This window comes from Arthrobacter sp. 01T419, assembly GCF_056398865.1.
The window spans coordinates 1-20,410 of the sequence record NZ_JBFTQF010000016.1 but is presented as its reverse complement, the minus strand read 5'-3'; the positions used below and the strand labels follow the sequence as shown (position 1 = coordinate 20,410).

At 65.0% G+C, this 20,410-nt stretch carries 19 protein-coding genes; 5 read left to right on the top strand and 14 right to left on the bottom strand.

Annotated features, from left to right (window positions below):
• Window positions 1-24: 24 nt before the first annotated feature.
• Window positions 25-1,080 (bottom strand): Lrp/AsnC family transcriptional regulator, encoded by a 1,056-nt coding sequence (locus AC1DLO_RS19025; RefSeq protein WP_476891279.1) that lies wholly within the window; start codon window positions 1,078-1,080, stop codon window positions 25-27.
• 143 nt (window positions 1,081-1,223) lie between these two features.
• On the opposite strand from AC1DLO_RS19025, the gene AC1DLO_RS19020 reads away from it, so the two are divergent.
• Together AC1DLO_RS19020 and AC1DLO_RS19015 are read left to right on the top strand one after the other, a co-directional pair.
• Window positions 1,224-2,444, top strand: a complete 1,221-nt coding sequence (locus AC1DLO_RS19020) for a M20 metallopeptidase family protein (RefSeq protein WP_476891278.1) — start codon at window positions 1,224-1,226, stop codon at window positions 2,442-2,444.
• Window positions 2,445-2,475: 31 nt separating this feature from the next.
• Entirely contained in the window at window positions 2,476-3,768 is a 1,293-nt protein-coding gene (locus AC1DLO_RS19015) for an MFS transporter (RefSeq protein WP_476891277.1), read from the top strand.
• Between the two features lie 80 nt (window positions 3,769-3,848).
• Here AC1DLO_RS19015 and AC1DLO_RS19010 read toward each other — a convergent pair whose 3' ends face one another.
• The 7 genes from AC1DLO_RS19010 to AC1DLO_RS18980 form a co-directional block, all read right to left on the bottom strand.
• On the bottom strand, window positions 3,849-5,324 hold the full coding sequence (locus AC1DLO_RS19010) for a carboxyl transferase domain-containing protein (RefSeq protein WP_476891276.1): 1,476 nt from the start codon (window positions 5,322-5,324) through the stop codon (window positions 3,849-3,851).
• Complete coding sequence (locus AC1DLO_RS19005; RefSeq protein ID WP_476891275.1) at window positions 5,321-6,550, bottom strand: CaiB/BaiF CoA transferase family protein; 1,230 nt, start codon at window positions 6,548-6,550, stop codon at window positions 5,321-5,323. Before AC1DLO_RS19005 ends, AC1DLO_RS19010 begins: the two co-directional genes overlap by 4 nt.
• On the bottom strand, window positions 6,547-8,019 hold the full coding sequence (locus tag AC1DLO_RS19000) for a sodium:solute symporter family protein (RefSeq protein WP_476891274.1): 1,473 nt from the start codon (window positions 8,017-8,019) through the stop codon (window positions 6,547-6,549). The genes AC1DLO_RS19005 and AC1DLO_RS19000 overlap by 4 nt, the downstream gene beginning before the upstream one ends.
• Complete coding sequence (locus AC1DLO_RS18995) at window positions 8,019-8,321, bottom strand: hypothetical protein (protein ID WP_476891273.1); 303 nt, start codon at window positions 8,319-8,321, stop codon at window positions 8,019-8,021. The genes AC1DLO_RS19000 and AC1DLO_RS18995 overlap by 1 nt, the downstream gene beginning before the upstream one ends.
• Entirely contained in the window at window positions 8,318-9,748 is a 1,431-nt protein-coding gene (locus AC1DLO_RS18990; protein ID WP_476891272.1) for an amidase family protein, read from the bottom strand. Before AC1DLO_RS18990 ends, AC1DLO_RS18995 begins: the two co-directional genes overlap by 4 nt.
• A 194-nt stretch (window positions 9,749-9,942) precedes the next feature.
• The gene (locus AC1DLO_RS18985; RefSeq protein ID WP_184739519.1) at window positions 9,943-10,914 is read right to left on the bottom strand and encodes an Lrp/AsnC family transcriptional regulator; all 972 of its coding nucleotides are present in this window, start codon (window positions 10,912-10,914) and stop codon (window positions 9,943-9,945) included.
• A 54-nt stretch (window positions 10,915-10,968) separates the two neighbouring features.
• Entirely contained in the window at window positions 10,969-12,255 is a 1,287-nt protein-coding gene (locus AC1DLO_RS18980; RefSeq protein WP_476891271.1) for an MFS transporter, read from the bottom strand.
• A gap of 77 nt (window positions 12,256-12,332) precedes the next feature.
• On the opposite strand from AC1DLO_RS18980, the gene trmB reads away from it, so the two are divergent.
• Complete coding sequence (gene trmB / locus AC1DLO_RS18975) at window positions 12,333-13,256, top strand: tRNA (guanosine(46)-N7)-methyltransferase TrmB (protein WP_476891270.1); 924 nt, start codon at window positions 12,333-12,335, stop codon at window positions 13,254-13,256.
• A gap of 236 nt (window positions 13,257-13,492) precedes the next feature.
• Here the strand turns inward: trmB and dhaL (AC1DLO_RS18970) are convergent, their stop codons facing one another.
• The 6 genes from dhaL (AC1DLO_RS18970) to AC1DLO_RS18945 form a co-directional block, all read right to left on the bottom strand.
• A complete protein-coding gene (gene dhaL / locus AC1DLO_RS18970; protein WP_476891269.1) occupies window positions 13,493-14,158 on the bottom strand; it encodes a dihydroxyacetone kinase subunit DhaL in 666 nt (221 codons plus the stop codon).
• Between the two features lie 26 nt (window positions 14,159-14,184).
• The gene (locus AC1DLO_RS18965; RefSeq protein WP_476891268.1) at window positions 14,185-15,192 is read right to left on the bottom strand and encodes a dihydroxyacetone kinase subunit DhaK; all 1,008 of its coding nucleotides are present in this window, start codon (window positions 15,190-15,192) and stop codon (window positions 14,185-14,187) included.
• Window positions 15,193-15,257: 65 nt separating this feature from the next.
• Window positions 15,258-15,977 carry an HPr family phosphocarrier protein gene (locus AC1DLO_RS18960; protein ID WP_476891267.1) on the bottom strand — a complete coding sequence of 240 codons (720 nt, stop codon included), beginning with the start codon at window positions 15,975-15,977 and terminating at the stop codon, window positions 15,258-15,260.
• Window positions 15,974-16,621, bottom strand: coding sequence for a dihydroxyacetone kinase subunit DhaL (gene dhaL / locus AC1DLO_RS18955; protein ID WP_476891266.1), 648 nt, complete (start codon window positions 16,619-16,621; stop codon window positions 15,974-15,976). The genes AC1DLO_RS18960 and dhaL (AC1DLO_RS18955) overlap by 4 nt, the downstream gene beginning before the upstream one ends.
• Window position 16,622: 1 nt before the next feature.
• Window positions 16,623-17,615 (bottom strand): dihydroxyacetone kinase subunit DhaK, encoded by a 993-nt coding sequence (gene dhaK / locus AC1DLO_RS18950; RefSeq protein ID WP_476891265.1) that lies wholly within the window; start codon window positions 17,613-17,615, stop codon window positions 16,623-16,625.
• Window positions 17,612-18,367 (bottom strand): MIP/aquaporin family protein, encoded by a 756-nt coding sequence (locus tag AC1DLO_RS18945; protein WP_476891264.1) that lies wholly within the window; start codon window positions 18,365-18,367, stop codon window positions 17,612-17,614. The genes dhaK and AC1DLO_RS18945 overlap by 4 nt, the downstream gene beginning before the upstream one ends.
• Before the next feature lie 171 nt (window positions 18,368-18,538).
• On the opposite strand from AC1DLO_RS18945, the gene AC1DLO_RS18940 reads away from it, so the two are divergent.
• Entirely contained in the window at window positions 18,539-19,297 is a 759-nt protein-coding gene (locus AC1DLO_RS18940; RefSeq protein WP_476891263.1) for an IclR family transcriptional regulator, read from the top strand.
• 96 nt (window positions 19,298-19,393) lie between these two features.
• The coding region (gene lipA / locus AC1DLO_RS18935; RefSeq protein ID WP_476914571.1) for a lipoyl synthase at window positions 19,394-20,410 on the top strand (1,017 nt) is incomplete at its 3' end.

Genomic DNA, 20,410 nt, shown 5'->3' with positions numbered 1-20,410 from the left:
CCGGGCAGACCCGCCGATGGTGAGTCACGCCGTCGTCGTCCATTCCATTGCGGGGAGCAACTCACCTGCGGCGGTGGGTACGACGGCGCCGGTCGCAGTCGAGTCTGGGTTCAGCATCCAGCCGACCCGCTTGGCCGTGCTCAGCATCACGACGCTTTCTACCAGTTCAATCCTGGGAATGCGCTGCTGGATGGCGAGTTCCATCTCCATGACCTCGGCCAGCGAACGCAGCCACATAATAATCACAAAGTTAGTGCTCCCCGTGGTGGAGGCCGTGAACCTGACGTTCCTGACGGCCCGTAGCTCCGCGGCCGCGGCCTCGTGCTGGCCTGCTGGAACATTCGCGAACCACTGGCACGTGATGGGATACCCCGAGAATTGCTGGGCGATTTCGCAGCGGAAGGACAGCATCCGGCTCGCGAGCACCCGGCCCAACTGCCGCTGGACCGTGGCGGGGTGACGCCCCAGGGCGCGTGCGATCTCCGCGGCGGATGCCCTTCCATCCCGGGCGAGGAAGGGAAGGAGGGCCATGTGGCTCTCCGGCAGCGGGGTGACCACTGCGTACGGGTCAGACGGATTAGCCGCTTCCGGCCCGGCAAGGGCACGCAGCGCCTGTTGCTCCGCCCGGCTCAGCAGGTTGAGCCGCCACGCATAGCCACTCGTATGGATCCGCGTGCAGAGCGAGGTCCGGTACTTGGTGAGCCCCCGGATTTCCTTGAGCTGGGGCAAGAGCCGGGTGCTGAACTCGCCCAGGTCTTGGGTGATCACAGTCAGCATGAGGTCCCGGTTGCTGGCGGCTTCCTCAACCGTGATGACTTCCGGAATCGCCGCGAGCGCGGCTGTGACCTCGGGCCGGCGATGCATTTCGCAATCCACATCCAACAGGGCAAGGCAGGCATTCTTGGGATCGCCCATGAGGTGCGCGGTGGTCCAGGCAGCTCCGGACTCGCGCAAGCGGTCCCATCTGGAGGCCAACGTGGTGGCATGGACGTCCAGGACGGCGGCGGCGTCGGACCAACTGATCCGCGGCGAGATCTGGAGGGCATTGATCAACCGGAGGTCCTCTTCACTGAGCTCCATGAGCGATCGCCTCCTTAGCAGTGCATGAATCCTGTTAATTCTGGCATGCGCCTGAATTTTTTCAGGGGTTTTGAAGATTGTGAGGCCAATCACTCCACAATAGCTATAGCTACCTACCAAACGTTCAGGAAACAGGAGAACACATGTCGATCGCCGCAGACGCCAAAGAGATGCAGGGAGAAATCGCGCGGTTCCGCCACGAACTCCACCAGGAGCCGGAAATCGGCCTGGACCTCCCTCGCACCCAGGAAAAGGTGCTCAAGGCGCTCGACGGACTCCCGTACGAAATCACCCTTGGTGAGAGCACGACGTCGGTCACTGCTGTGTTGCGCGGCGGCGCCCCGCACGCTTCAGCGCAGAAGCCAGCGGTGTTGCTCCGCGCGGACATGGACGGCCTTCCCGTCCAGGAGCGCACCGGCGTCGAGTTCTCGTCGAAGATCGATGGCGCCATGCACGCCTGCGGCCACGACCTCCACACCTCCATGCTCGCCGGAGCCGCCACCCTGCTGGCCGAACGGCGCCATCAGCTGGCCGGCGACGTCGTCCTGATGTTCCAGCCGGGCGAGGAAGGCTTCGACGGGGCCGGCCACATGATCCGCGAAGGCATCCTGGACGCTGCGGGCCGACGCGTTGACGCCGCCTACGGGATGCACGTGTTCTCCTCCCTGGAACCGTACGGCCAGTTCTGCACCAAGCCGGGTGTGATGATGAGTGCCTCGGACGGGCTCTTCGTCACCGTGCTGGGTGCTGGCGGGCACGGTTCAGCACCCCACGCGGCCAAGGACCCCGTCACGGCCGCTGCCGAAATGGTGACCGCGCTGCAGACCATGATCACGCGGCAATTCAACATGTTCGATCCAGTAGTCCTCACCGTTGGCGTGCTGCAGGCCGGGACCAAGCGGAATGTCATTCCCGAATCCGCCCGCTTCGAAGCCACCATCCGCACCTTCTCGGAAGCCTCCCGCGACCGGATGATGACCGCGATTCCGCAGCTCCTCAAGGGCATCGCCGCAGGCCATGGCTTGGAAGTGGATGTCGACTACCGCGGCGAATACCCCATGACTGTCACCGACGAGGACGAGACGCACACTGCCGAGAACGTCATCTCGGGCATGTTCGGCGATTCCCGGCTCTCGCGCTGGGCCACGCCGATGAGCGGCTCGGAAGATTTTTCCCGGGTCCTGGCCGAAGTGCCTGGAACCTTCGTAGGCCTCAGCGCCGTACCCCAGGGTGTAGACCACACCACCTCACCGTTCAACCACTCCCCCTACGCCACCTTCGACGACGGTGTCCTGTCCGACGGTGCGGCGCTCTACGCAGAGCTCGCGGTCTCCCGCATCGCCACCCTCGCCGCCAGCAACTAACAACCACCACCCCAGCCACTTGGAGCAAGACATGACCGCCACCGTAGGCGCTTCAGCCACAGTTCAGGTTCACAAGTCCCACCTGCGGACCCTCATCGGCACCGGCATCGGCAACGCCGTCGAATGGTACGACTGGGCAATCTACGCCACGTTCTCGCCCTTCATCGCCAGTGCCCTCTTCAGCAGTGCCGACCCCACGTCGGCGGTCCTCTCCACACTGGCGATCTTCGCCGTCGGATTCGTGGCCCGCCCGTTCGGTGGCTTCGTCTTTGGTTGGATCGGCGACAGGATCGGCCGCAAGACGTCCATGACAATCGCGGTCGGCCTGGCCGCCTTCGGAAGCCTGCTGATCGGCATCGCTCCCACGTTCCAAGCTGTCGGGGCCCTGGCCTCTGTCATGCTCCTGGTGGCCCGCCTCATCCAAGGCCTCGCCCACGGTGGCGAGCTGCCGTCGTCGCAAACATACCTGTCCGAAATGGCTCCCAAAGAAAAGCGCGGTTTCTGGTCCACGCTCATCTACACCTCCGGAACCGCCGGCATCCTTGCCGGAACCTTGCTGGGCGCCATCCTGACCGGGGTGCTGAGCAAGGCTGACATGAACTCCTGGGGCTGGCGCGTCCCGTTCCTGGTGGGCGGCGCCCTGGGCATCTACGCCTTGGTCATGCGGGCCAAGATGAAGGAAACCGAAGCGTTCGAAGCCGAAGCGCCGAAGGAAAAGCGCGAGCCGATGTGGCCCCAGATCGTCAAATACCGCAAGCAAGCCCTGCAGGTGATCGGGCTGACCGTCGGCCTTACCGTTGTCTACTACATCTGGGGCGTCGTGGCGCCGAGCTACGCGGCAACCACCCTCAAGATGGACCGCGGAGAAGCCCTGTGGGCCGGAGTCATCGCCAACATCGCGTTCATCGCCTCACTCCCGTTCTGGGGCAAGCTGTCCGACCGCATCGGCCGCAAGCCCGTGCTGATCGTGAGCTCTGCCGGTGCCGCCCTGCTGCACTTCCCCATGACGTGGCTCCTGAAGGACTCCCCTTGGCAGCTGGCCGTTTCGATGTCTGTGATGTTGTTCTTCATTGCCGGCAGCGCCTCGATTGTCCCGGCCGTGTACGCCGAGCTCTTCCCGACCAAGATCCGCACCGTGGGCGTCGGCGTCCCGTACTCCATCTGCGTTGCCGCATTTGGCGGGACGGCCCCGTACCTGCAGACCTGGCTCGGCAGCATCGGCCAAGCCAACCTGTTCAACGTGTACGCCGTGATCCTGCTGGCCATCGGAATCGCGTTCGCCTTCATGATCCCGGAAACCAAGGGCAAGGACCTGACCCACTAACTCCCCCGTTCGGACCCAACTAACTCGCAGTTAATGTCGTTTAGAGGCCTGAAAACGACAACAACTGCGAGTCAGTTGGGTTAAAGCTGCGCGGCGATCTGTCGGGAGGCGGCTTCCGCGAGGCGCTTCGCGAAACCCTCCCCCTCGCCCACTACCTCGTCCACGGCACCGTCTTCGAGGAGTGTGCGCGCTCCGATCCGTTGCCGTTCGCTCAACGCGGCCGCCCGGGACGTGTCCCCATGCACGATCATGCTGGCACCCTCCGGCGGCAGCGGCGCAAGCCAGGCGTGCTCGGCCGCCACCGTGCGGCGGGCAGCCGCGAGGGCAAGCGCCCCGCCACCGGTCCCCTCACCGAGGAGCACGGCAACGCTTGGCACGGTGAGTTCAAGCATCCCCGCAATGCAATCCGCGATCCCACCCGCGATTGCTGATTCCTCTGCACGGACTGAAAGCTCGGCGCCCGGAGTATCCACCACCGTCACGAGCGGCAGCCCCAGCTCCTCGGCGAGGCGCATGCCCCGGCGAGCCTGGGCCAACCCGGCAGTATCGAGGACACTCCCCGCCCGCTGGGCGGCACGGTCCTGGCCAACGACGACGACGGGCCGGCCTTCCAGCTCAGCCAGCACGACGGCGGTGCTCGCCGAAGTTGCCCCGCGGCCCGTGCCGTGCAAACGCACGAGGCGGCCGAACCCGCCGTCGAGCAATTCGCTCAGGCCGGGACGCCCGGCGTCGCGAGTCCGCAAGACCGAATCCCAAGCGCTATGGCCGTTGGGCGCGGCGTCGCCTTCCGGGGCCGGTAGCGCCCGGGCGCCTTCCCAGGACCCCTTGCCCGCAAGAATGCCAAGCACCTCAGCGGCAAGGTTCCTGAATCCCTGCACATCCACGACGGCATCGACCGTTCCATGGGCGAGGAGGTGCTCACTCCGCTGGACGCCCTCGGGAAACTCCTGCCCGGTGAGTCCGGCGTAGACCTTGGGACCCAGGAAGCCAACGAGCCCACCCGGCTCCGCCGCCGTGAGATGCCCCAACGATCCCCAGGAGGCGAAGACTCCGCCCGTGGTCGGGTGCCGGAGGTAGGCCAAGTAAGGCAGTCCGAGCGTCTTGAAGGCCGTGAGCGCCTCCGTGATCCGCACCATCTGCAGGAAGGCGAGGGTGCCTTCCTGCATGCGGGTTCCGCCTGAGGCGGGAGCGGCAACGAGGGGCAGCCGACGACGGCCGGCCTCTTCGATTGCTGCGATGATCCGCTCTGCGGCGGCCCGGCCGATCGAGCCGCCAAGGAAGGCGAACTCGCTGGCCAGGACCGCCACGGGCTGTCCATCCAGCGTTCCCTCGCCCGTAAGTACGGACTCGTCGGTACCGCTGCGCTCCCGGGCCCGGGCCAGGTCCGCGAGGTATGCGGCGTCTGCCCCCGGCGGAGCCGAGACCGGACGGTCCCAACTGCGGAAACTTCCGGCGTCGAGAAGCTGGTTGAGCAGCTCTGCCCCGCTAAGGCGGCGCTGCCGCGTTCCAACGGAGCCCGACTCCGAAGGCCGGGCGGCCTCAGTCACCGCCGTCATGACGACCCCGAGCCGAGCAACGCGGCATCATCAAGCCATGCCCGCACGGCGTCGTCGTGCTCTCCGAGCCTCGGCGGGGCAGAGTGCCGCAACCTGGTGGTCTCGGTGCCGTCCGGCTGGAAGAAACGCAGCGGCGATCCCGGGACCTCGATAGGTCCAAGCGTGGGGTGCTGAAGTTCGAGCGCGAGGTGCTGGCTGCGGGTTTGTTCCCAGGCAAAGACCTCGTCGAGGGAACGGACCCGGCCTCCCGGCACCCCGGCCGCTTCGAGCCGCGCAAGCAGCTCCTCGGCGTCGGACACTGAGAACGCGGCTTCGATCGTTTCGATCAGCTCGGCCCTGTGGGCCACCCGGGACTGGTTGTCCTGCCAGCGCCCGTCCTCGGTGCTGAGGCCGAACTCCGCCGCGAAACGGCGCCACAGGCTTTCGGATCCCACCGCAATCTGCACCGCGCCGCCGGCACAGCGGAACAGTCCGTAGGGGGCGATCGAGGGATGGTGGTTGCCTTGGGCCTGCGGCACTTCGCCACCCACGGTCCAGCGCGTGCCCTGGAAAGCGAGCACGCTGACGATCGAGGACAGCAGGGACGTGCGCACCACTTGGCCGCGGCCCGTCCGCTCGCGTTCCAAGAGGGCGGCCAGCACACCGTAGGCGCCGTGGATTCCTGCCAGAACATCGCCGATCGGCACGCCGACCCGCTGCGGGTCTTCCGGTCCTGAGCCGGTCAGGGACATCAGCCCGGCTTCGCCCTGGGCAATCTGGTCGTATCCCGCACGGTGCCCCTCGGGTCCGTCGTGGCCGAATCCACTGATGGCGAGCACCACCAGTCTCGGATTCAACTCCTCGAGGCTCGCAGGATCAAAGCCGAGCCGGTCCAGCGTTCCCGGGCGGAAGTTCTCCACGAGCACATCGGCCCGGCGCACCAGTTCCCGCAGGGCGGCTTTGCCTTCCGCTGCTTTGAGGTCCAGCCGAATGGACTCCTTGTTCCGGTTGCACGAAAGGAAGTACGTGGACTCCCGGCCCTCGCGAGTGTCGACGAAGGGCGGTCCCCAACCACGGGTATCGTCCCCGCCGTCGGGATTCTCCACTTTGATGACGCGGGCGCCGAGGTCGCCGAGCATCATGCCGGCGTGGGGACCGGCAAGGGCACGGGAGAGGTCGACGACGAGCTTGCCGGCGAGCGGACCTTCGTGCTCCTGCTTGTGGTTGGGGAATGCCTGCTGCGTCATGCTTCGATACCCACGGTGGTGTGTACCGGCTGCTGCTCGGGCGAGGATTGCCCGACGCCGGCTGCTCCCCCGGCGACCGCCTGCGGATTGCGACGACGGCGGATAAGCTCCGCGACGGCCAGTACCGCAAGGTTCGGGGCGAGGGCGATGAGGCCCGAATCGATGCCGCCCGTGGGGATGTTGCCGAAGGTAATGACGGCTACCGTGAGCGTGCCGACAATAATCCCCAGATTGACCGGCACGGCACCGATGCGGACTTTGCGTCCGATCGCGATGGCCACGGCGGGAGCGAGTTGCGTGAGGCCGCCGTACGTGAGCAGCAGGAGCGCGCCGATGTCCGATTTCGCGAGGCCGAAAGCCAGTGCCAGTCCGACGGCGATAGCGACCACCACGTGGTTGATCCGGAAGCGCAGCTTGGGGTTCTTTACGGACAGCAGGTTGTTCGAGACAAGCGAAGAGATGCCCATGGCAATTGCGCCTGCCGGGACCATGGCGGCCGCGGCCCCACCGATCGCGATCACAGCGATCAGTGGCTCTGGCAGGGTGTGCTGGGCGATGCCCAAGAGGACAAAGTTTCCCTTGGTCTTGGGGTCGAGGACCAAAGTAGCCGCGATTCCGGCAGTGATCGGAATGAGCAGCAGGAACTGGTAGACGGCAAGCCATTTGACGTTGTCCCGAAGCACAGCGCCGCTCTTCGCGGCGAGGACCGGCGGCCACAAGTGCGGGAAGGTGTTGAGACCGGCGCCGATGCTGGTCACGATCACCGAGGTCACCCAGAAGGTGGCGTCGAAGCCCGGACGGCTGATGGTGAGGTAGCTCGGAGCGGTGTCCATCACCTTCGCGAAAATGTCCGGGATACCGCCGATGCCTGCCACCACACCTGCCAGTACGATCACTAGGGCGGCGAGCATGGCGAAGTCCTTGAAGACCGCCACCTTGGCGAGTCCGCGGATACCCGCCCAGATGACGAAGACGACCACCAGCACGCTCGCCACGGCCATGCTGTAGCCACGGGCCGATTCGCTGCCGGTCGCGAGCTGGACGATCAAGCCGAGTCCGGTGATCTGCAGTTGCAGGTACGGGATGAGGAAGACGGCGCCCACCACGGCCACGGTCTTGCCTAGGGCCTTGCTATTGAAACGGTCCTGGAAAAAATCCGCCATGGTCAGGTAACCCCTGTTCGCGCCGAGCTGGCGCTGGCGGGGAACAACGAAGTACTGGACGATGCAGTTGATGGTCAGATAGGCAACGGCGAAGAGCGCGGCAACGCCGCCACCGAAGGCGATTCCGGCGAGGCCCAGGAAGCTGAAGGTGGTGAGGGACTCCCCTGCTTGGAGGAACCAGCTGGTCCAGCGGGGCAAATCCCGTTTGCCGACTGTCCAGGTGGAGAGTTCGGTCTGGCGTCGGCGGCCCGCGACGCCGAGTGCGCCGATTCCGACAATTCCGATGATGATGGCGACTGTAAGCATCAGTGGGCCTCTGTCTCGTTCGTGGTGGTGGCTCCGCTAGTTGTCGCAGCGCCTGCCAAGGCGCTTTGCTCGGCTTCAAGACGATCGAGTTCGGCACCGCCTTCGCGGAGGTAAGTGTGCTCGATAATCTGCAAGGCAACGATCGTGGCGACGATCATGAGCGCCATCCAGACGATCGCCGAGGGGAGGCCCAGCCATAGGGTGGGTGTGGAAACGAAGGGCAGGAATGGAGTGATGACCATGCCGACGATGGGGATGGAGGCAATGGTCAATCTCTTGGGGGATGCCAGGGTAGTGCTCATAGAACTGCAGCTCCTTGGGGGCGAACGGATGAGCAAGAGGAGATCTTCTCGAAGGCGGAGGCCAGGCGGAGGAGGCGGGCGTCGCTGCCGCGTGCCCCCACCATCTGGAGGCCTACGGGAAGTCCGGCCGGGGTGAATCCGGCCGGAACCGACAGGGCGGGAAGGCCAAGCGGGGTGAACAGGTACGGGGCACGCATCCAGTCGAGATAGGTCTGGAGCTGGTGCCCCTCGATCTCGGTGGGGTATTCGAGATCGACGTCGAACGGGACAACCTGGGACGCGGGGGCGATCACCAGGTCGTAACGCTCAAAGAATTCGGCCGCCTTTCGGATCAAGCGGGTCATGCCTTCCTCGGCGCGGACTACGTCGCGGCCACTCAGCAGGCTGCCTTCGCGGATGTTGCCAGTCAGGAAATGGTTGAAGGCATCAGGTTCCGCGGCAAGCTGCTCGCCCCACATCGAGTCGAAAGCGGCGGCGCGCAGCACGCGGAACACTCGCTCGGAACCGTCGAGGTCCGGGCAATCCAGTTCGACGTGAGCACCGAGTGCTGCGAGGGCCGCGGCCTGGGGCTCAATGACGTCGAGAACCTCGCGGTCCACCGGGATCCGTCCGCCGAGGGTCGGTGCGAAGGCAATGCGAAGACCGGCGAAATCCGCAGGAGACGGCTCGGTGGCGGGGCTTCCCGCCTCAGGCAGGAACACGGAGTGGGGATCATCAGACGAAGCTCCGGTCATGGCCGAAAACAACAGCGCAGCGTCGGCGGCAGTACGGCCCATGGGTCCTGCCACGCCCAGCGGGAAGAAGACATTGTTGCCGTCCGTGTTGGGGACCATGCCGGGCGTTGGGCGAAGACCGACCACATTGCAGAACGACGCCGGGTTGCGGAGGGAACCGCCCATGTCGCTGCCGTCGGCGATCGGTTGGAAACCTGCGGCGAGGGCGGCCGCCGCGCCACCGCTGCTGCCGCCGGCGGATTTGCCCGGGTCATAGGGGTTGCGCGTTGCGCCGAACACGCGGTTGAAGGTGTGCGATCCCGCTGCGAACTCGGGGACGTTGGTCTTGCCCACACGGATGGCGCCAGCATCGAGGATGCGCTGGACGTGCAGATCATTTTCCGCAGGAACGTAGTCCCCGAATTGAGGGTGGCCGAAGGTGGTGCGCATCCCCGCGGTATTCGCGGTGTCCTTGAAGCTGATGGGCAGGCCGTGGAGTGGCCCCACCGGCTCCCCGGCCACAATCTTTCGATCGGCTTCCGCTGCGGCCGCCTTGGCACCCTCCTCGTCGAGGGTCACTACGGCGTTGATCAACGGGTTGAGCTTGTCGATCTGTTCGAGGTGCGCCTCGAGGACCTCCGCGGCGGACACCTCCCGGGAGCGCAGGAGCCCGGCGAGCTCCACTGCTCCACGGTAAATCAAATCGTTTGTCATGATTCATATAGCCTTCATCTAGTTTCTTTTTGAGTCACTTCTCTGGCTCAAGTGGAATTAATGAACCACGATAGTGCGATGAATCACATTTGACTAGGGGGGTGCGCAAGATTTCTTCGCGCGGGCGGAACCCGGTTCAGGGCAGCAGGGAGCTCAGCCAGGTCGTGAGAAGCCCAGGGGAGGTTGGTGAAGCCTCAGTCGCGGGCAGTTGTGCGCACGCCACCGCGCTTGTAAGACCGCACCACGAGCGAGCTGCGGACAGCGTGGGCACGTGCGGCCCATGGTGATGAGGTGAGGAAATCTCGCAGTTCGTTCAAGCTCGCGAGGGTGACGTTGGCCATGAGCTGGAATTCGCCCATTGCCATGACCGCGTAGCGGACCCCGGGCGCTTCAGAGAGCAGACGGCCCACCTCGACGGCGTCGGACGGGGCGGTGCGCACCCAGACCACGGCTTCGACCGGAAGGCCGATGTCCACGGGCTCAACGATCGCCCGGACACTCAGCGTGCCCTCTTCGAGAAGGGCGTTGAGCCGCCGGCGCACGGCCGGGGCGGAAAGCCCCACGGCTTCGCCCAACTCGGCGACCGGAACACGGCCATCAGCCACGAGGATCCGCACGAGGTTCGAGTCGACGTCGTCGAGCATTCCGCTCGCGCTCGGACGCGACGGCGGAGGCGGCACCTCCTGGAGCGCGGCAGTTTCCTCTGCGGTGACCGGACCGGGATGCCATTCGGCCACGGTGCGGAAGTACTCCATGACGGGCGAGGCACTCACTTGCACCACGCCGTCGAGGGCTGGCAGCTCCTCCAGCACAAGGCTTGAGAGGCGTCCCGGGCGGGCCTGCACCTCAAACAGGAGACGGGTGGGGCCGGTCAGCGCATACACGAAAATGGCGTCCGGGTCGCGCGAAAGCTCCTCCGCGATGCCGGCCAGGCGCGCGGGCTCACAGTGGACTTCCACAAGGTGGGTGGGACCGAGGGTCACCAGGCCTGCCACGCGCACGATGCTCGAATCCAGCAGTGCGATGCCACGGCGGGTCACGGTGCTGAATGGCTCGCCCAAGACTTCGGCGATACGCCTCCAGGAGGCGCGGCCGTTGACCTGGAGGGCGCCGACAATCCGCCGATCGAGCCTGTCCAGCTCGCGCGAGGGTGCCAGCATGACCATGTACCCGATTATGCCGCCTCGCCGGGCGAATCCTGTCCCGCGCCGCGGCTTTCCCTAGTCAACGTAGCGGTTGCGTCCTGCACGGAAACCGAAGAAGGCAGCCAATGAACCCACCACGAGGAACAGGATGCCGGCCGTCGCGAAGCCACCGGTACTTTGGTGCAACTGGCCGACCATCAGGGTTCCCGTGGAGCCCAGGCCATAGCCTACGCCCTGCATCATGCCCGAAAGGTGCGCCGCGGTGTGGGAATCACGGGTTCGCAGCATGATCATGGTCAACGCCACGGCCGTGAGGCTCCCTTGACCCAGGCCCAGCAGCCCGGTCCATACCCAGACCAGTTCCGTGGGGCCGAAGATGCTCAAGGCGAAGCCGCCGCCTGTCATGACCGCCACCACGGCGTTGATGACGCGCTGATCCTTGAAACGCGCCGCTAGCCCCGGCGCAAGGAATGAGCCCAGCATCTGCAGCACGATCGACACGGACACGATCAAGCCGGCCGTCCCGCCGTCGATCCCGCGATCACGCAGAATCGGCGCCAGCCAGGCAAACACACTGAAGGACATCATCGCCTGCAACACCATAAAGATGGTGACCTGCCAGGCGACGGCGGAACGCCACACGTTCGCACCGCCGTCGGCGGCGTTGTGCCGGACGGGATGCTGACGAAGGGCCGGCGGCAAGAAAAGCAAAAGTACGACGGCGGCGGGCAGCGCCCAGAACCACAGCGCCGAAGTCCAGTGCCCGGCAGCCGTGAACACGGGGTACGTGAAACCGGCGCCCAGCGCGGCAGACGCGCAAATCGCGGTCGTGTACAGCCCGCCCATGAGCCCGAGCCGGTGCGGGAAATCGCGTTTGACCACCCCTGGCAGCAGCACGTTGCACAGCGCTATCGCCGCGCCACACGCAGCCGTTCCGGCAAGCAGGGCCGGCAGGTGCCCGGCACCGGCGAGGTCCACCGGACGCAACAGCAGGCCGGCGGTCAACACGGCCATCGCCCCGAGCAACACCCGTTCGGCACCAAAACGGCGCGCCAGAATCGGGGCGAGCGGCGCGAAAACACCCAGCAAGGTCACCGGCACAGTGGTGAGAACCACCACCGCCCAACCCGGCAGTCCCGCGTCGGCGATAACTTCCGGAAGGACAGCCGAAAAGCTCGAGAACACCGTCCGTAAGTTCAGGCCAATAAGCACCAGGCAGACCCCCAGGAAAGCGAGTCCCCGGCGAGTCTTGACCTGCGTGGGTTCGGCCGCAGGTACCTCGTCGATCTCGGCGTCGACGAGGATCTCGGGGACGCCGGAACGCGGCCTGGTGTTCTTGGGAGCGCTTGAAGCGGGGGTCACCAACCCATTCTGGCAGTTTGTCCACATACGCCGACCCTGCCTCGGGGCTTTGGCCCTACGACGGTATTCTGGAGGAGATGAGTGAAACCCCAGAATCCCCCGAAACACCGCAGTCCTCGCGCCCCGTGACCCCCGGCAGCCAAGCCTCCTTCGGCACCTATGGTGGCCGGCCGGTCAGCTTTGTTCGCCGCGGAACGCGCCTTCAGGGCCGCCGCCAGGCAGCATGGGAAGAGCACTCCGACCGCTGGGCCATCCAGGTTCCGCGGCACGTCGCCAACACATCGGTACACCCGGATTACGTATTCGACGCCGAAGCCGAGTTTGGGCGCAGGGCGCCGCTGATCGTTGAAATCGGTTCGGGCCTCGGCGACGCTGTGTGCCATGCGGCCGAGGAAAATCCGGACAAGGATTTCCTCGCCGTTGAGGTCTACACTCCTGGACTGGCCAATACCATGATCAAGATCAACAGCCGCGGGCTCAGCAACGTCCGCGTGGTGGAGGCCAACGCCCCCGAGGTCCTGGCCACCATGCTCCCCGAGGGCTCGGTCAGCGAGCTCTGGGTCTTTTTCCCGGACCCGTGGCACAAGTCCCGGCACCACAAGCGCCGCCTCATCCAGCCGGCGTTCGCCGAACTCGCAGCACGGTCCCTCGAGAAGGGCGGCCTATGGCGGATCGCCACCGACTGGTCCAACTACGCAATCCACGTCCGCGAGGTCCTCGCCGGCTCCACCGAGTTTGAAAACCTGCACGACGGCGAGCGGACCGGTGCGGACAGCCCCCTCACCCAGGTGTGGGAATCCGGCGTCGAGTCCATGGTGGGCGGGGCACCCGTCAAGGAAGGCCGGGCACCGGTCAGCACAGAGCACACCGGGCCCAATGAGGGAGTGGACCACGTGGGCGGATGGGCCCCGCGTTTCGATGGCCGGATCCGCACAAGCTTCGAAAACAAGGCCCACGAGGCCGGACGCATGATCTTCGACCTCAGCTATCGCAGGATCTAGCCACACGATTTGGGGGAATCATGAGCCGGCAGCCGTCAAACAGTCTGGGCGAATGAATGCCCGGCGCATTACAGGCATCATCGGCCCGTCGAACATGGCCCTGAATATCGCCGGCACCGCGCAATCGCCTCCATACCGCGTACCTTCGACCGCAAGCACGGCGATAGTTAGTCGAGTCCGCCGCTGCCGGCCCGGTTCTGAACCTCTCAACCCAGCGCTTGCTCGCCGTCAACCCACTAGGCTGTGGCGCCTAACGGTTGCCACGCGCGACCGGCGCCGACAGTGTCCGCGCCGGCCTCAAAGAACAGGGCGACGGTGACCGCGCCGGGATCGAGCACCCCTCGCGCGAGTTCGCCCACGTAGGAGGCCCTGCCCCGGGCGGCGATGAGGTCGGCGGTGGACTCGGCACCGGCCCGGGCAGCCAGGGCTGCTTCCAGGAGGCCCTCGCCCAGAGTGCTGCCGCGCTTGGCGCCCGCGGTGAGGGCAACGGATGCTGGTTCCAGTGCGTCGATCATTGTGTTGTCACCGACCCGGGCGCCGCCGAGTTTCTGGATGGTCGACAGGCCCGCGGCGATGCCTTGGGCGATGTCAGTGACGGCTGCCGCGTCATTCTTGGTGCCTTTGGCGATGTCGCGGAACCACATCCCGAACAGCGGTCCGCTGGTGCCACCGGTGGCCATGAAACCACGGCTTGCTGCTTCGAACACGGTGGTGCAGGTCGCCTCCATGGCGGGCGGCAAACGCTCTTGTGTGCGTTCCAGGGCGGAGGCGATGTTCACGCCGAAGTCGCCGTCACCGGCGAGGCGGTCCAGCTCTGTCAGGTAGGCCTGAGTCAAGGCGAATCGTTCGCTGAACGCGGTGAACCACGCCAGTGCAGTACTGCCGTCGATGAGGTTGGTCATTGTGTTCCCTTCGGTTTGTTGTGTTGTTACCAAGAGAGGGCCGGTGTGCGGACTGCGTCGTCCCACAGGCTGATCAGTTCGTCATCGGCGACGGTCAGGGTGACGGAGAGGCCGTGCATGTTCAGGGAAGACACGTACGTGCCGACCAAGGAACGCGCGATGCTGATGCCACGACCGTTCAGAACGTTGTGTACGTTGCGGGCCGCGATGGACAGCTCGAGCTGGTAGGCTCCGCCGAGGCCGTTCACGATTGCAATCACCGCCTGGCCGCGCTTGACCTGCAGGCTGGAAACCAGCGGGATCACGAGCTGTTCGACCAGGTCGTCGGCGGGTGCATAGGCGATGCGGCCGGTGCCGCGTTCGCCGTGGATGCCCACCCCGAATTCCACCTCGTGTGGTTCCAGCTCAAACGCTGCAGCGGAGTCCCCTGGGTGCGCACCCGCATCCAAGGCGATCGCCAAGCTGCGGGAACGCGCTACGACGTCGCGGCCGCGTGTGGCGATCGTGGAAGCACTGGCGCCCCGCTCGGCAAGGGCGCCGCATACCTTCTCGACGGTGACCACTGCGGCGGTGCCGCGGCGTCCGGGGCCGTCGTTGCCGTTGTCGGAGGCGAGGTCGTCGTCAACCAGGACCTGCTCTACAGGGACGCCGTCGTCATCGGCCAAGGATGCGGCGATCTGGAAGTTGAGTACGTCACCGGTGTAGTTCTTGATGATCTGCACGACACCTGCGCCGGTGTTGGCGAGCTTGGTACCCGCATGCACTTGGTCTGCGGTGGGGCTGGCAAACACTGCGCCGCAGACAGCGACGTCGAGCATCCCCCTCCCGACGAATCCGGCGTGCAGTGGCTCGTGGCCGGAGCCTCCGCCTGAGACAAGTCCGGCTTTGCCGGGGGTCAGGGTTTTGCGGGAGATCAGGTTGTGTTCGTTGTTGAACGTCACCAACTCCGGATAGGTCAGGGCGAAACCGTCCAGTGCTTCGTCGATGACGCGGTGGGGGTTGTTAATGATGTGTCGACGCACGGCTGTGGGCATGGAAGTACTCCGGTTCTGTAATTGGGACAGCGGAAAGAGAGGGACGAAAGCGTTGGGGAAGGAGGCTAGGAAAGCTCACCGAACCCTTGGAGGACGAGCTGCTTTACGGCGTTCACGGCCCGACTGGCGTCGGGGCCGTTGGCATCAATGCGGAGCTGATCGTTCTTGCTCGCCGCGAGGGAAAGCAGACCGATCACACTGGATGCGCTGACCGGTCCTCGCCCGGCGGTGGTGTTTGTCAGTTCGATGTCGGCACTGAACTCCCCGGCCGTCTGCACGAGTAGTGCTGCCGGGCGGGTGTGCAGGCCCATCGGATTGATCAGACGTTCCTCTGCGCTGGCGGCGGGGTTCTCCGGATCGGTGTCTTCCACGACTGAAGCGCCCGGTCCAGTGACGGTCTGCGCCTTCTTTGCGCTGAGGGCGTTGCTCGCTTCAGCGGCAATGTCGGCCAGCGAACTGCCTGCCGCTGCGCCGACCACGGCCGCCGTAGTTGCTTCGACGAACGGGCCGTCGCTGATCAAGGCCTGGTAGGTGCTGCTGCGAATCTCCAAGGCCAGGGATGAGCTGAGGATCGCTGATCCCAGGTCCGTGATCACGAGCACGCCCTCAGTAGTGGCGAGGTCATCGATTGCGGACGCGATTGCTGTCGCGTCGGTGCCGAATCCTCCGGCCGCGCCCGCGGCGATCCGGATAGGAGGTTGCGCGCCGTGAACCATTTGCAGGGCAAGTTCCATCGCGGCGTTTGCGAGGGCTTCACTGTGTGAGACGAGCACGATGCCGATCATGCGGTTCCTTCCCCGATGCTGGCGGCCAGCGCTGCAACCAGGATGGCTGCTGACGCGGCTCCCGGATCGATATGTCCGGCGCTGCGCTCACCGAGGTAGGACGCCCGGCCTTTGCGTGCGACGAGCGGTTTGGTGGAGTCCCGGCCGGTCGTCGCCGCAGCGGCGGCGGCCGCAATTGAGCCCTGCAGTTGCCGGCCGTCAGCCAGGGACTGGGACAGTGCAGTGACGGCCGGTTCGAGGGCATCAATCATGGTCTTGTCGCCGACCGTTGCGTGTCCTCGTGCAATGACGCCGTTCACGCCGGCATGCAGTGCGTTCTCCAATTCAGATCCGTTCAATTGCACGTCTGAGGGGCTGTTTCGCGCCATTTCAAGGAAGAAGGTGCCGTACAAGGACCCGCTGGCTCCGCCGACGGTGGACACCAGGGTTATGCCGACGGCCTTGAGGAGTTCCTGTACGGTGCCTGTCGTCCCGCCATCGAGCTTGGCCACCACTGCGGCTGTGCCGCGAACCATGTTGGTCCCGTGGTCGGCATCTCCGATCGCCGAGTCCAGCTCGGTCAACCAGTCTGCCTGTGTCGTGATGTCGAACGCGAAGCGGTGCAGCCACTGCTGTAGCGCATCGATCGTGAGTGCTTCTGACATGTCAATCGTTCCAGCGGAGGGCGGGGGTGTTCACTGGAGCGTCCCAGAGGTCGAGAATTTCGTTGTCTGCACCGACAAGAGTCAGGGAGCAGCCCCGCATGTCGAGGCTGGTAACGTAATTGCCGACCAATGAACGGGCTATCGTGATGTTGCGCTCGTTGAGGCGGGCGGAGACCTCGGCGAACATTGCGTAGAGTTCGATCAGCGGGGTTCCTCCCAGGCCGGTCAGCAGAGCGATGACCGGTTTGCCGCTGAAGTCATAGTCAGTGGTGATCGACTCGACCAACGCGTGGGACAGTTCCGCGGCCGACATCACCGGTACGCGCTTACGTCCTGGCTCGCCGTGGATACCGACGCCGAGTTCCATCTCGTCCTCGGGGAGATCGAAGCTGGGTTTACCTACGGCAGGAACGGTGCAGCTTGTAAGCGCCGCTCCCATGGAACGTCCGGCGTCGGCGACCCGTTTGGCGAGCACATGCACCTTCTCAAGCGACCAGCCTCGGGCCGCGGCGGCGCCGGCAACTTTTTCCAGTATCAGCGTGGTGCCGACACCGCGTCGGCCCGCTGTCCAGGTGGAGTCCTCTACTGCGACGTCGTCGGCGACGACAACCGAGGCGACCTCGATTCCCTGCTCCCGGGCGAGTTCAGCCGCCATTTCAAAGTTGAGCAGGTCGCCGGTGTAGTTTTTCACTACGAACAGCACTCCTGCCCCGCTGTCGACTCCGGTTGCGGCAGCGAGAATCTGGTCAGGCGTCGGTGATGTGAAGATCTCACCGGCGCACGCGGCATCCAGCATCCCGGCGCCGACGAACCCGCTGTGCAGCGGTTCATGGCCCGAGCCACCTCCGGAGACCAGCGCGACGCGTCCCTCCCGTGGCGCGGTGCTGAAAACGATGCGGTTCTCGAAATCGACTGACAGTTGGTCGTGCGCGGCGGCGACACCGCGCAGTGCGTCCGCCAGCAGGGTCTGCGGGGAGTTGATCAGCTTCTTCATGCCCGGGTTTCCTGTTCGGTCAGTGCCTCGGTGAGCGAGGTGCGGTCAGCTTGCGTGCGCGAGATGAGCCCAAACAATGCTCCCGCGGCGATGCCCGCGGCGAGTTCGGCGGCAACATAAACAGGCCACTGCTCCCAGTGAACGGTTCCGCCCATCAGGAACTGTACGAGCATCGGCCCTGTGGTCCTCGCCGGGTTGATCGATGCCCCCGTGGCGGGCGCAACAGGGATGATTGCGGCGAACACGATGAATCCGATGACAATCCCGGCAAAGCCCGGTGCGGCCTTGCGATGGATCACGCCGAACACCGTGAAGACCAGCAAAAAAGTGCCGATGAATTCAGCGGTGAAGGCCTGCCAAACGGGGATGTCGCCATACGCGGCCACTCCGAGGCCCAGTTCGCTGGCGCGCTGGCCGAGTACTCCGATGATGGCGAATGAGCCTGCAACAGCGCCCAGCACCTGGGCTGCGAGGTATCCCGGCACATCGCGCCACGGGAACTTTCCTGTTGCGGCAAGCGCCACTGTCACAGCTGGGTTGATGTGATTTCCGGATATGTAACCGAAGACGTAGACGGTGCCAATGACAACTGCGCCAAACGACAGTGAGATGACGCCCAGCTCGGAGCCGGTGAACGGCGCATTGCCGCGGGCCATGGCGAGGGCGGGCACGGATCCTACGCCTACGAAGACGAGGAACGCGGTCCCGAGGAACTCGGCAGCAAGCCGCTGCCACATGCTGTTTTCGTCCATAACGAAGTTCTCCTTTGAACGGCTGGATGATATTAGACGACCTATGTATTCGACATTGTCGATTCAAGTTCGTTATTATCGAATAATGCCGTTTAGGGTTCCCGACTGTCAAGGGGCTAAATTAACTTGTTGGCCCGACAAGGCAACCGATGATGCGAGAGTGGTGGAGCTGTGATCCAGTCGATTGACCGAGCGGCCAAAATCCTCGGGCTCCTTCAAGGCGCAAGACGCCTTGGAATCTCCGAACTGGCCGCCGCATTGAAGCTTCCGCCTTCCACAGTCCACGGACTCGTGAAATCGCTACAGGCACACGGGCTGGTCGCCCAGGAAAGCTCCGGAAACCGCTACATGCTCGGGCCCACGCTGTTGAAACTTTCGAGCGTCTACCTCGACACCCTTGACGTCCGGGCTCGCGCGATGCGGTGGATGCACGAGTTGTCTCGCCGGACCGGCTACGCGACGCGACTGGGCGTGAACCTTCTCGGCGAGGTTTTGATCATTCACCACGACCGCCGCCCCGACGGCACGGAGCAAATGCCGGAAACAGGACTCAACCTGCCCGCCCACGCCTCTGCTCTCGGAAAAGTACTACTCGCCTACAACGCCGAGCTCGAAAATGACGTGCTCAGCAAGCCACTGGCCGAATTTACCGGCGAAACGATTACCAACCCCGCTGTCCTCAGATCCCAGCTTGAGGAAGTGCGCAAGAACGCGCTCGGGTTGGAATACGAGGAGGCGGTGATTGGCGAGGCTTCTATCGCGGCCCCCGTCTACGATGAAAGCGGGACCGTCATCGCCGTTTTGTCGGTAGTGCTCCCCGCGAGCGAGTGGCCGGCAAGCGAGGCCATCGTCCGCGAACTTCGCGACGCCGCGTGGACAATTTCACGGGAACTCGGAGCTTCCGTATGGTCCTCCCAAGGTGTCCGCTAAGCTAGGCCCGGGCAAGAGGGCCGTCGAGGAATCCACGACAGTTGCGACAGCCACTCTTTGCGTGCCGCACAGGCACCGGATACCATGTGAGACGTGTTGACCCTGGCACCTGAAGGCCGTAAGCTGCTGCGCGTTGAACAGCGCAACAAAGCCGTCCCGGTCGAACGCAAGCCCGAGTGGATCAAGGCCAAGGTCCAGATGGGCCCGGAATTCGTGGGCCTGAAGAACCTCGTGAAAAAGGAAGGCCTGCACACCGTCTGCGAGGAAGCCGGCTGCCCGAACATCTTCGAGTGCTGGGAAGACAAGGAAGCAACCTTCCTGATCGGCGGCTCCGAATGCACCCGACGCTGCGACTTCTGCCAGATCGACACCGGCAAACCCTCCCCCGTGGACATGTTCGAACCCACCAAGGTCGCCCGCTCCGTCCAGTCCATGGCCCTGCGCTACGCCACCGTGACCGGCGTCGCCCGCGACGACCTGGAGGACGAAGGCGTCTGGCTCTACGCCGAAACCGTCCGCAAGATCCACGAACTGAACCCCGGCACCGGCGTGGAACTGCTCATCCCGGACTTCTCCGGCAAACCCGAACACATCACCGCGATCTGCGACTCCGCCCCGGAGGTGTTCGCGCACAACGTCGAGACCGTGCCCCGGATCTTCAAGCGCATCCGCCCCGCGTTCCGCTACGACCGCTCCCTGGACGTCATCACCCAGGGCCGGAACGCCGGCATGGTCACCAAATCCAACCTGATCCTGGGCATGGGCGAAACCCGCGCCGAAATCTCCGAAGCCCTTACCGAGCTGCACGCCGCCGGCTGCGACCTGATCACCATCACCCAGTACCTGCGCCCCTCCGAACGGCACCTGCCCGTGGACCGCTGGGTCAAACCCCAGGAATTCGTGGACCTGCAGCACGAGGCCGAGGACATCGGCTTCCTCGGCGTCATGTCCGGCCCCCTGGTCCGCTCCTCCTACCGCGCCGGACGCCTCTGGGCCACCGCGATGCGCAAGAAAGGCCGCGACATCCCCGCCCACCTGGCCCACATCGCCGAGGGCATCCAGGACTCCGGCACCACCCGCCAGGAAGCCAGCACCCTCCTCGCACACCACGCT

Excerpts from the sequence above, each read along its gene's own strand:
- AC1DLO_RS19015 (WP_476891277.1), top strand. The coding sequence starts at position 2,476 with ATGACCGCCACCGTAGGCGCTTCAGCCACAGTTCAGGTTCACAAGTCC.
- AC1DLO_RS18985 (WP_184739519.1), bottom strand. The coding sequence starts at position 10,914 with ATGGTCATGCTGGCACCCTCGCGCGAGCTGGACAGGCTCGATCGGCGG.
- trmB (WP_476891270.1), top strand. The coding sequence starts at position 12,333 with ATGAGTGAAACCCCAGAATCCCCCGAAACACCGCAGTCCTCGCGCCCC.
- AC1DLO_RS19010 (WP_476891276.1), bottom strand. The coding sequence starts at position 5,324 with ATGACGGCGGTGACTGAGGCCGCCCGGCCTTCGGAGTCGGGCTCCGTT.
- AC1DLO_RS19000 (WP_476891274.1), bottom strand. The coding sequence starts at position 8,019 with ATGCTTACAGTCGCCATCATCATCGGAATTGTCGGAATCGGCGCACTC.
- AC1DLO_RS18960 (WP_476891267.1), bottom strand. The coding sequence starts at position 15,977 with ATGATCGGCATCGTGCTCGTCTCACACAGTGAAGCCCTCGCAAACGCC.
- dhaK (WP_476891265.1), bottom strand. The coding sequence starts at position 17,615 with ATGAAGAAGCTGATCAACTCCCCGCAGACCCTGCTGGCGGACGCACTG.
- AC1DLO_RS19020 (WP_476891278.1), top strand. The coding sequence starts at position 1,224 with ATGTCGATCGCCGCAGACGCCAAAGAGATGCAGGGAGAAATCGCGCGG.
- AC1DLO_RS18995 (WP_476891273.1), bottom strand. The coding sequence starts at position 8,321 with ATGAGCACTACCCTGGCATCCCCCAAGAGATTGACCATTGCCTCCATC.
- AC1DLO_RS19025 (WP_476891279.1), bottom strand. The coding sequence starts at position 1,080 with ATGGAGCTCAGTGAAGAGGACCTCCGGTTGATCAATGCCCTCCAGATC.
- AC1DLO_RS19005 (WP_476891275.1), bottom strand. The coding sequence starts at position 6,550 with ATGACGCAGCAGGCATTCCCCAACCACAAGCAGGAGCACGAAGGTCCG.
- dhaL (WP_476891269.1), bottom strand. The coding sequence starts at position 14,158 with ATGACCAACCTCATCGACGGCAGTACTGCACTGGCGTGGTTCACCGCG.
- dhaL (WP_476891266.1), bottom strand. The coding sequence starts at position 16,621 with ATGTCAGAAGCACTCACGATCGATGCGCTACAGCAGTGGCTGCACCGC.
- AC1DLO_RS18945 (WP_476891264.1), bottom strand. The coding sequence starts at position 18,367 with ATGGACGAAAACAGCATGTGGCAGCGGCTTGCTGCCGAGTTCCTCGGG.
- AC1DLO_RS18990 (WP_476891272.1), bottom strand. The coding sequence starts at position 9,748 with ATGACAAACGATTTGATTTACCGTGGAGCAGTGGAGCTCGCCGGGCTC.
- AC1DLO_RS18965 (WP_476891268.1), bottom strand. The coding sequence starts at position 15,192 with ATGCCCACAGCCGTGCGTCGACACATCATTAACAACCCCCACCGCGTC.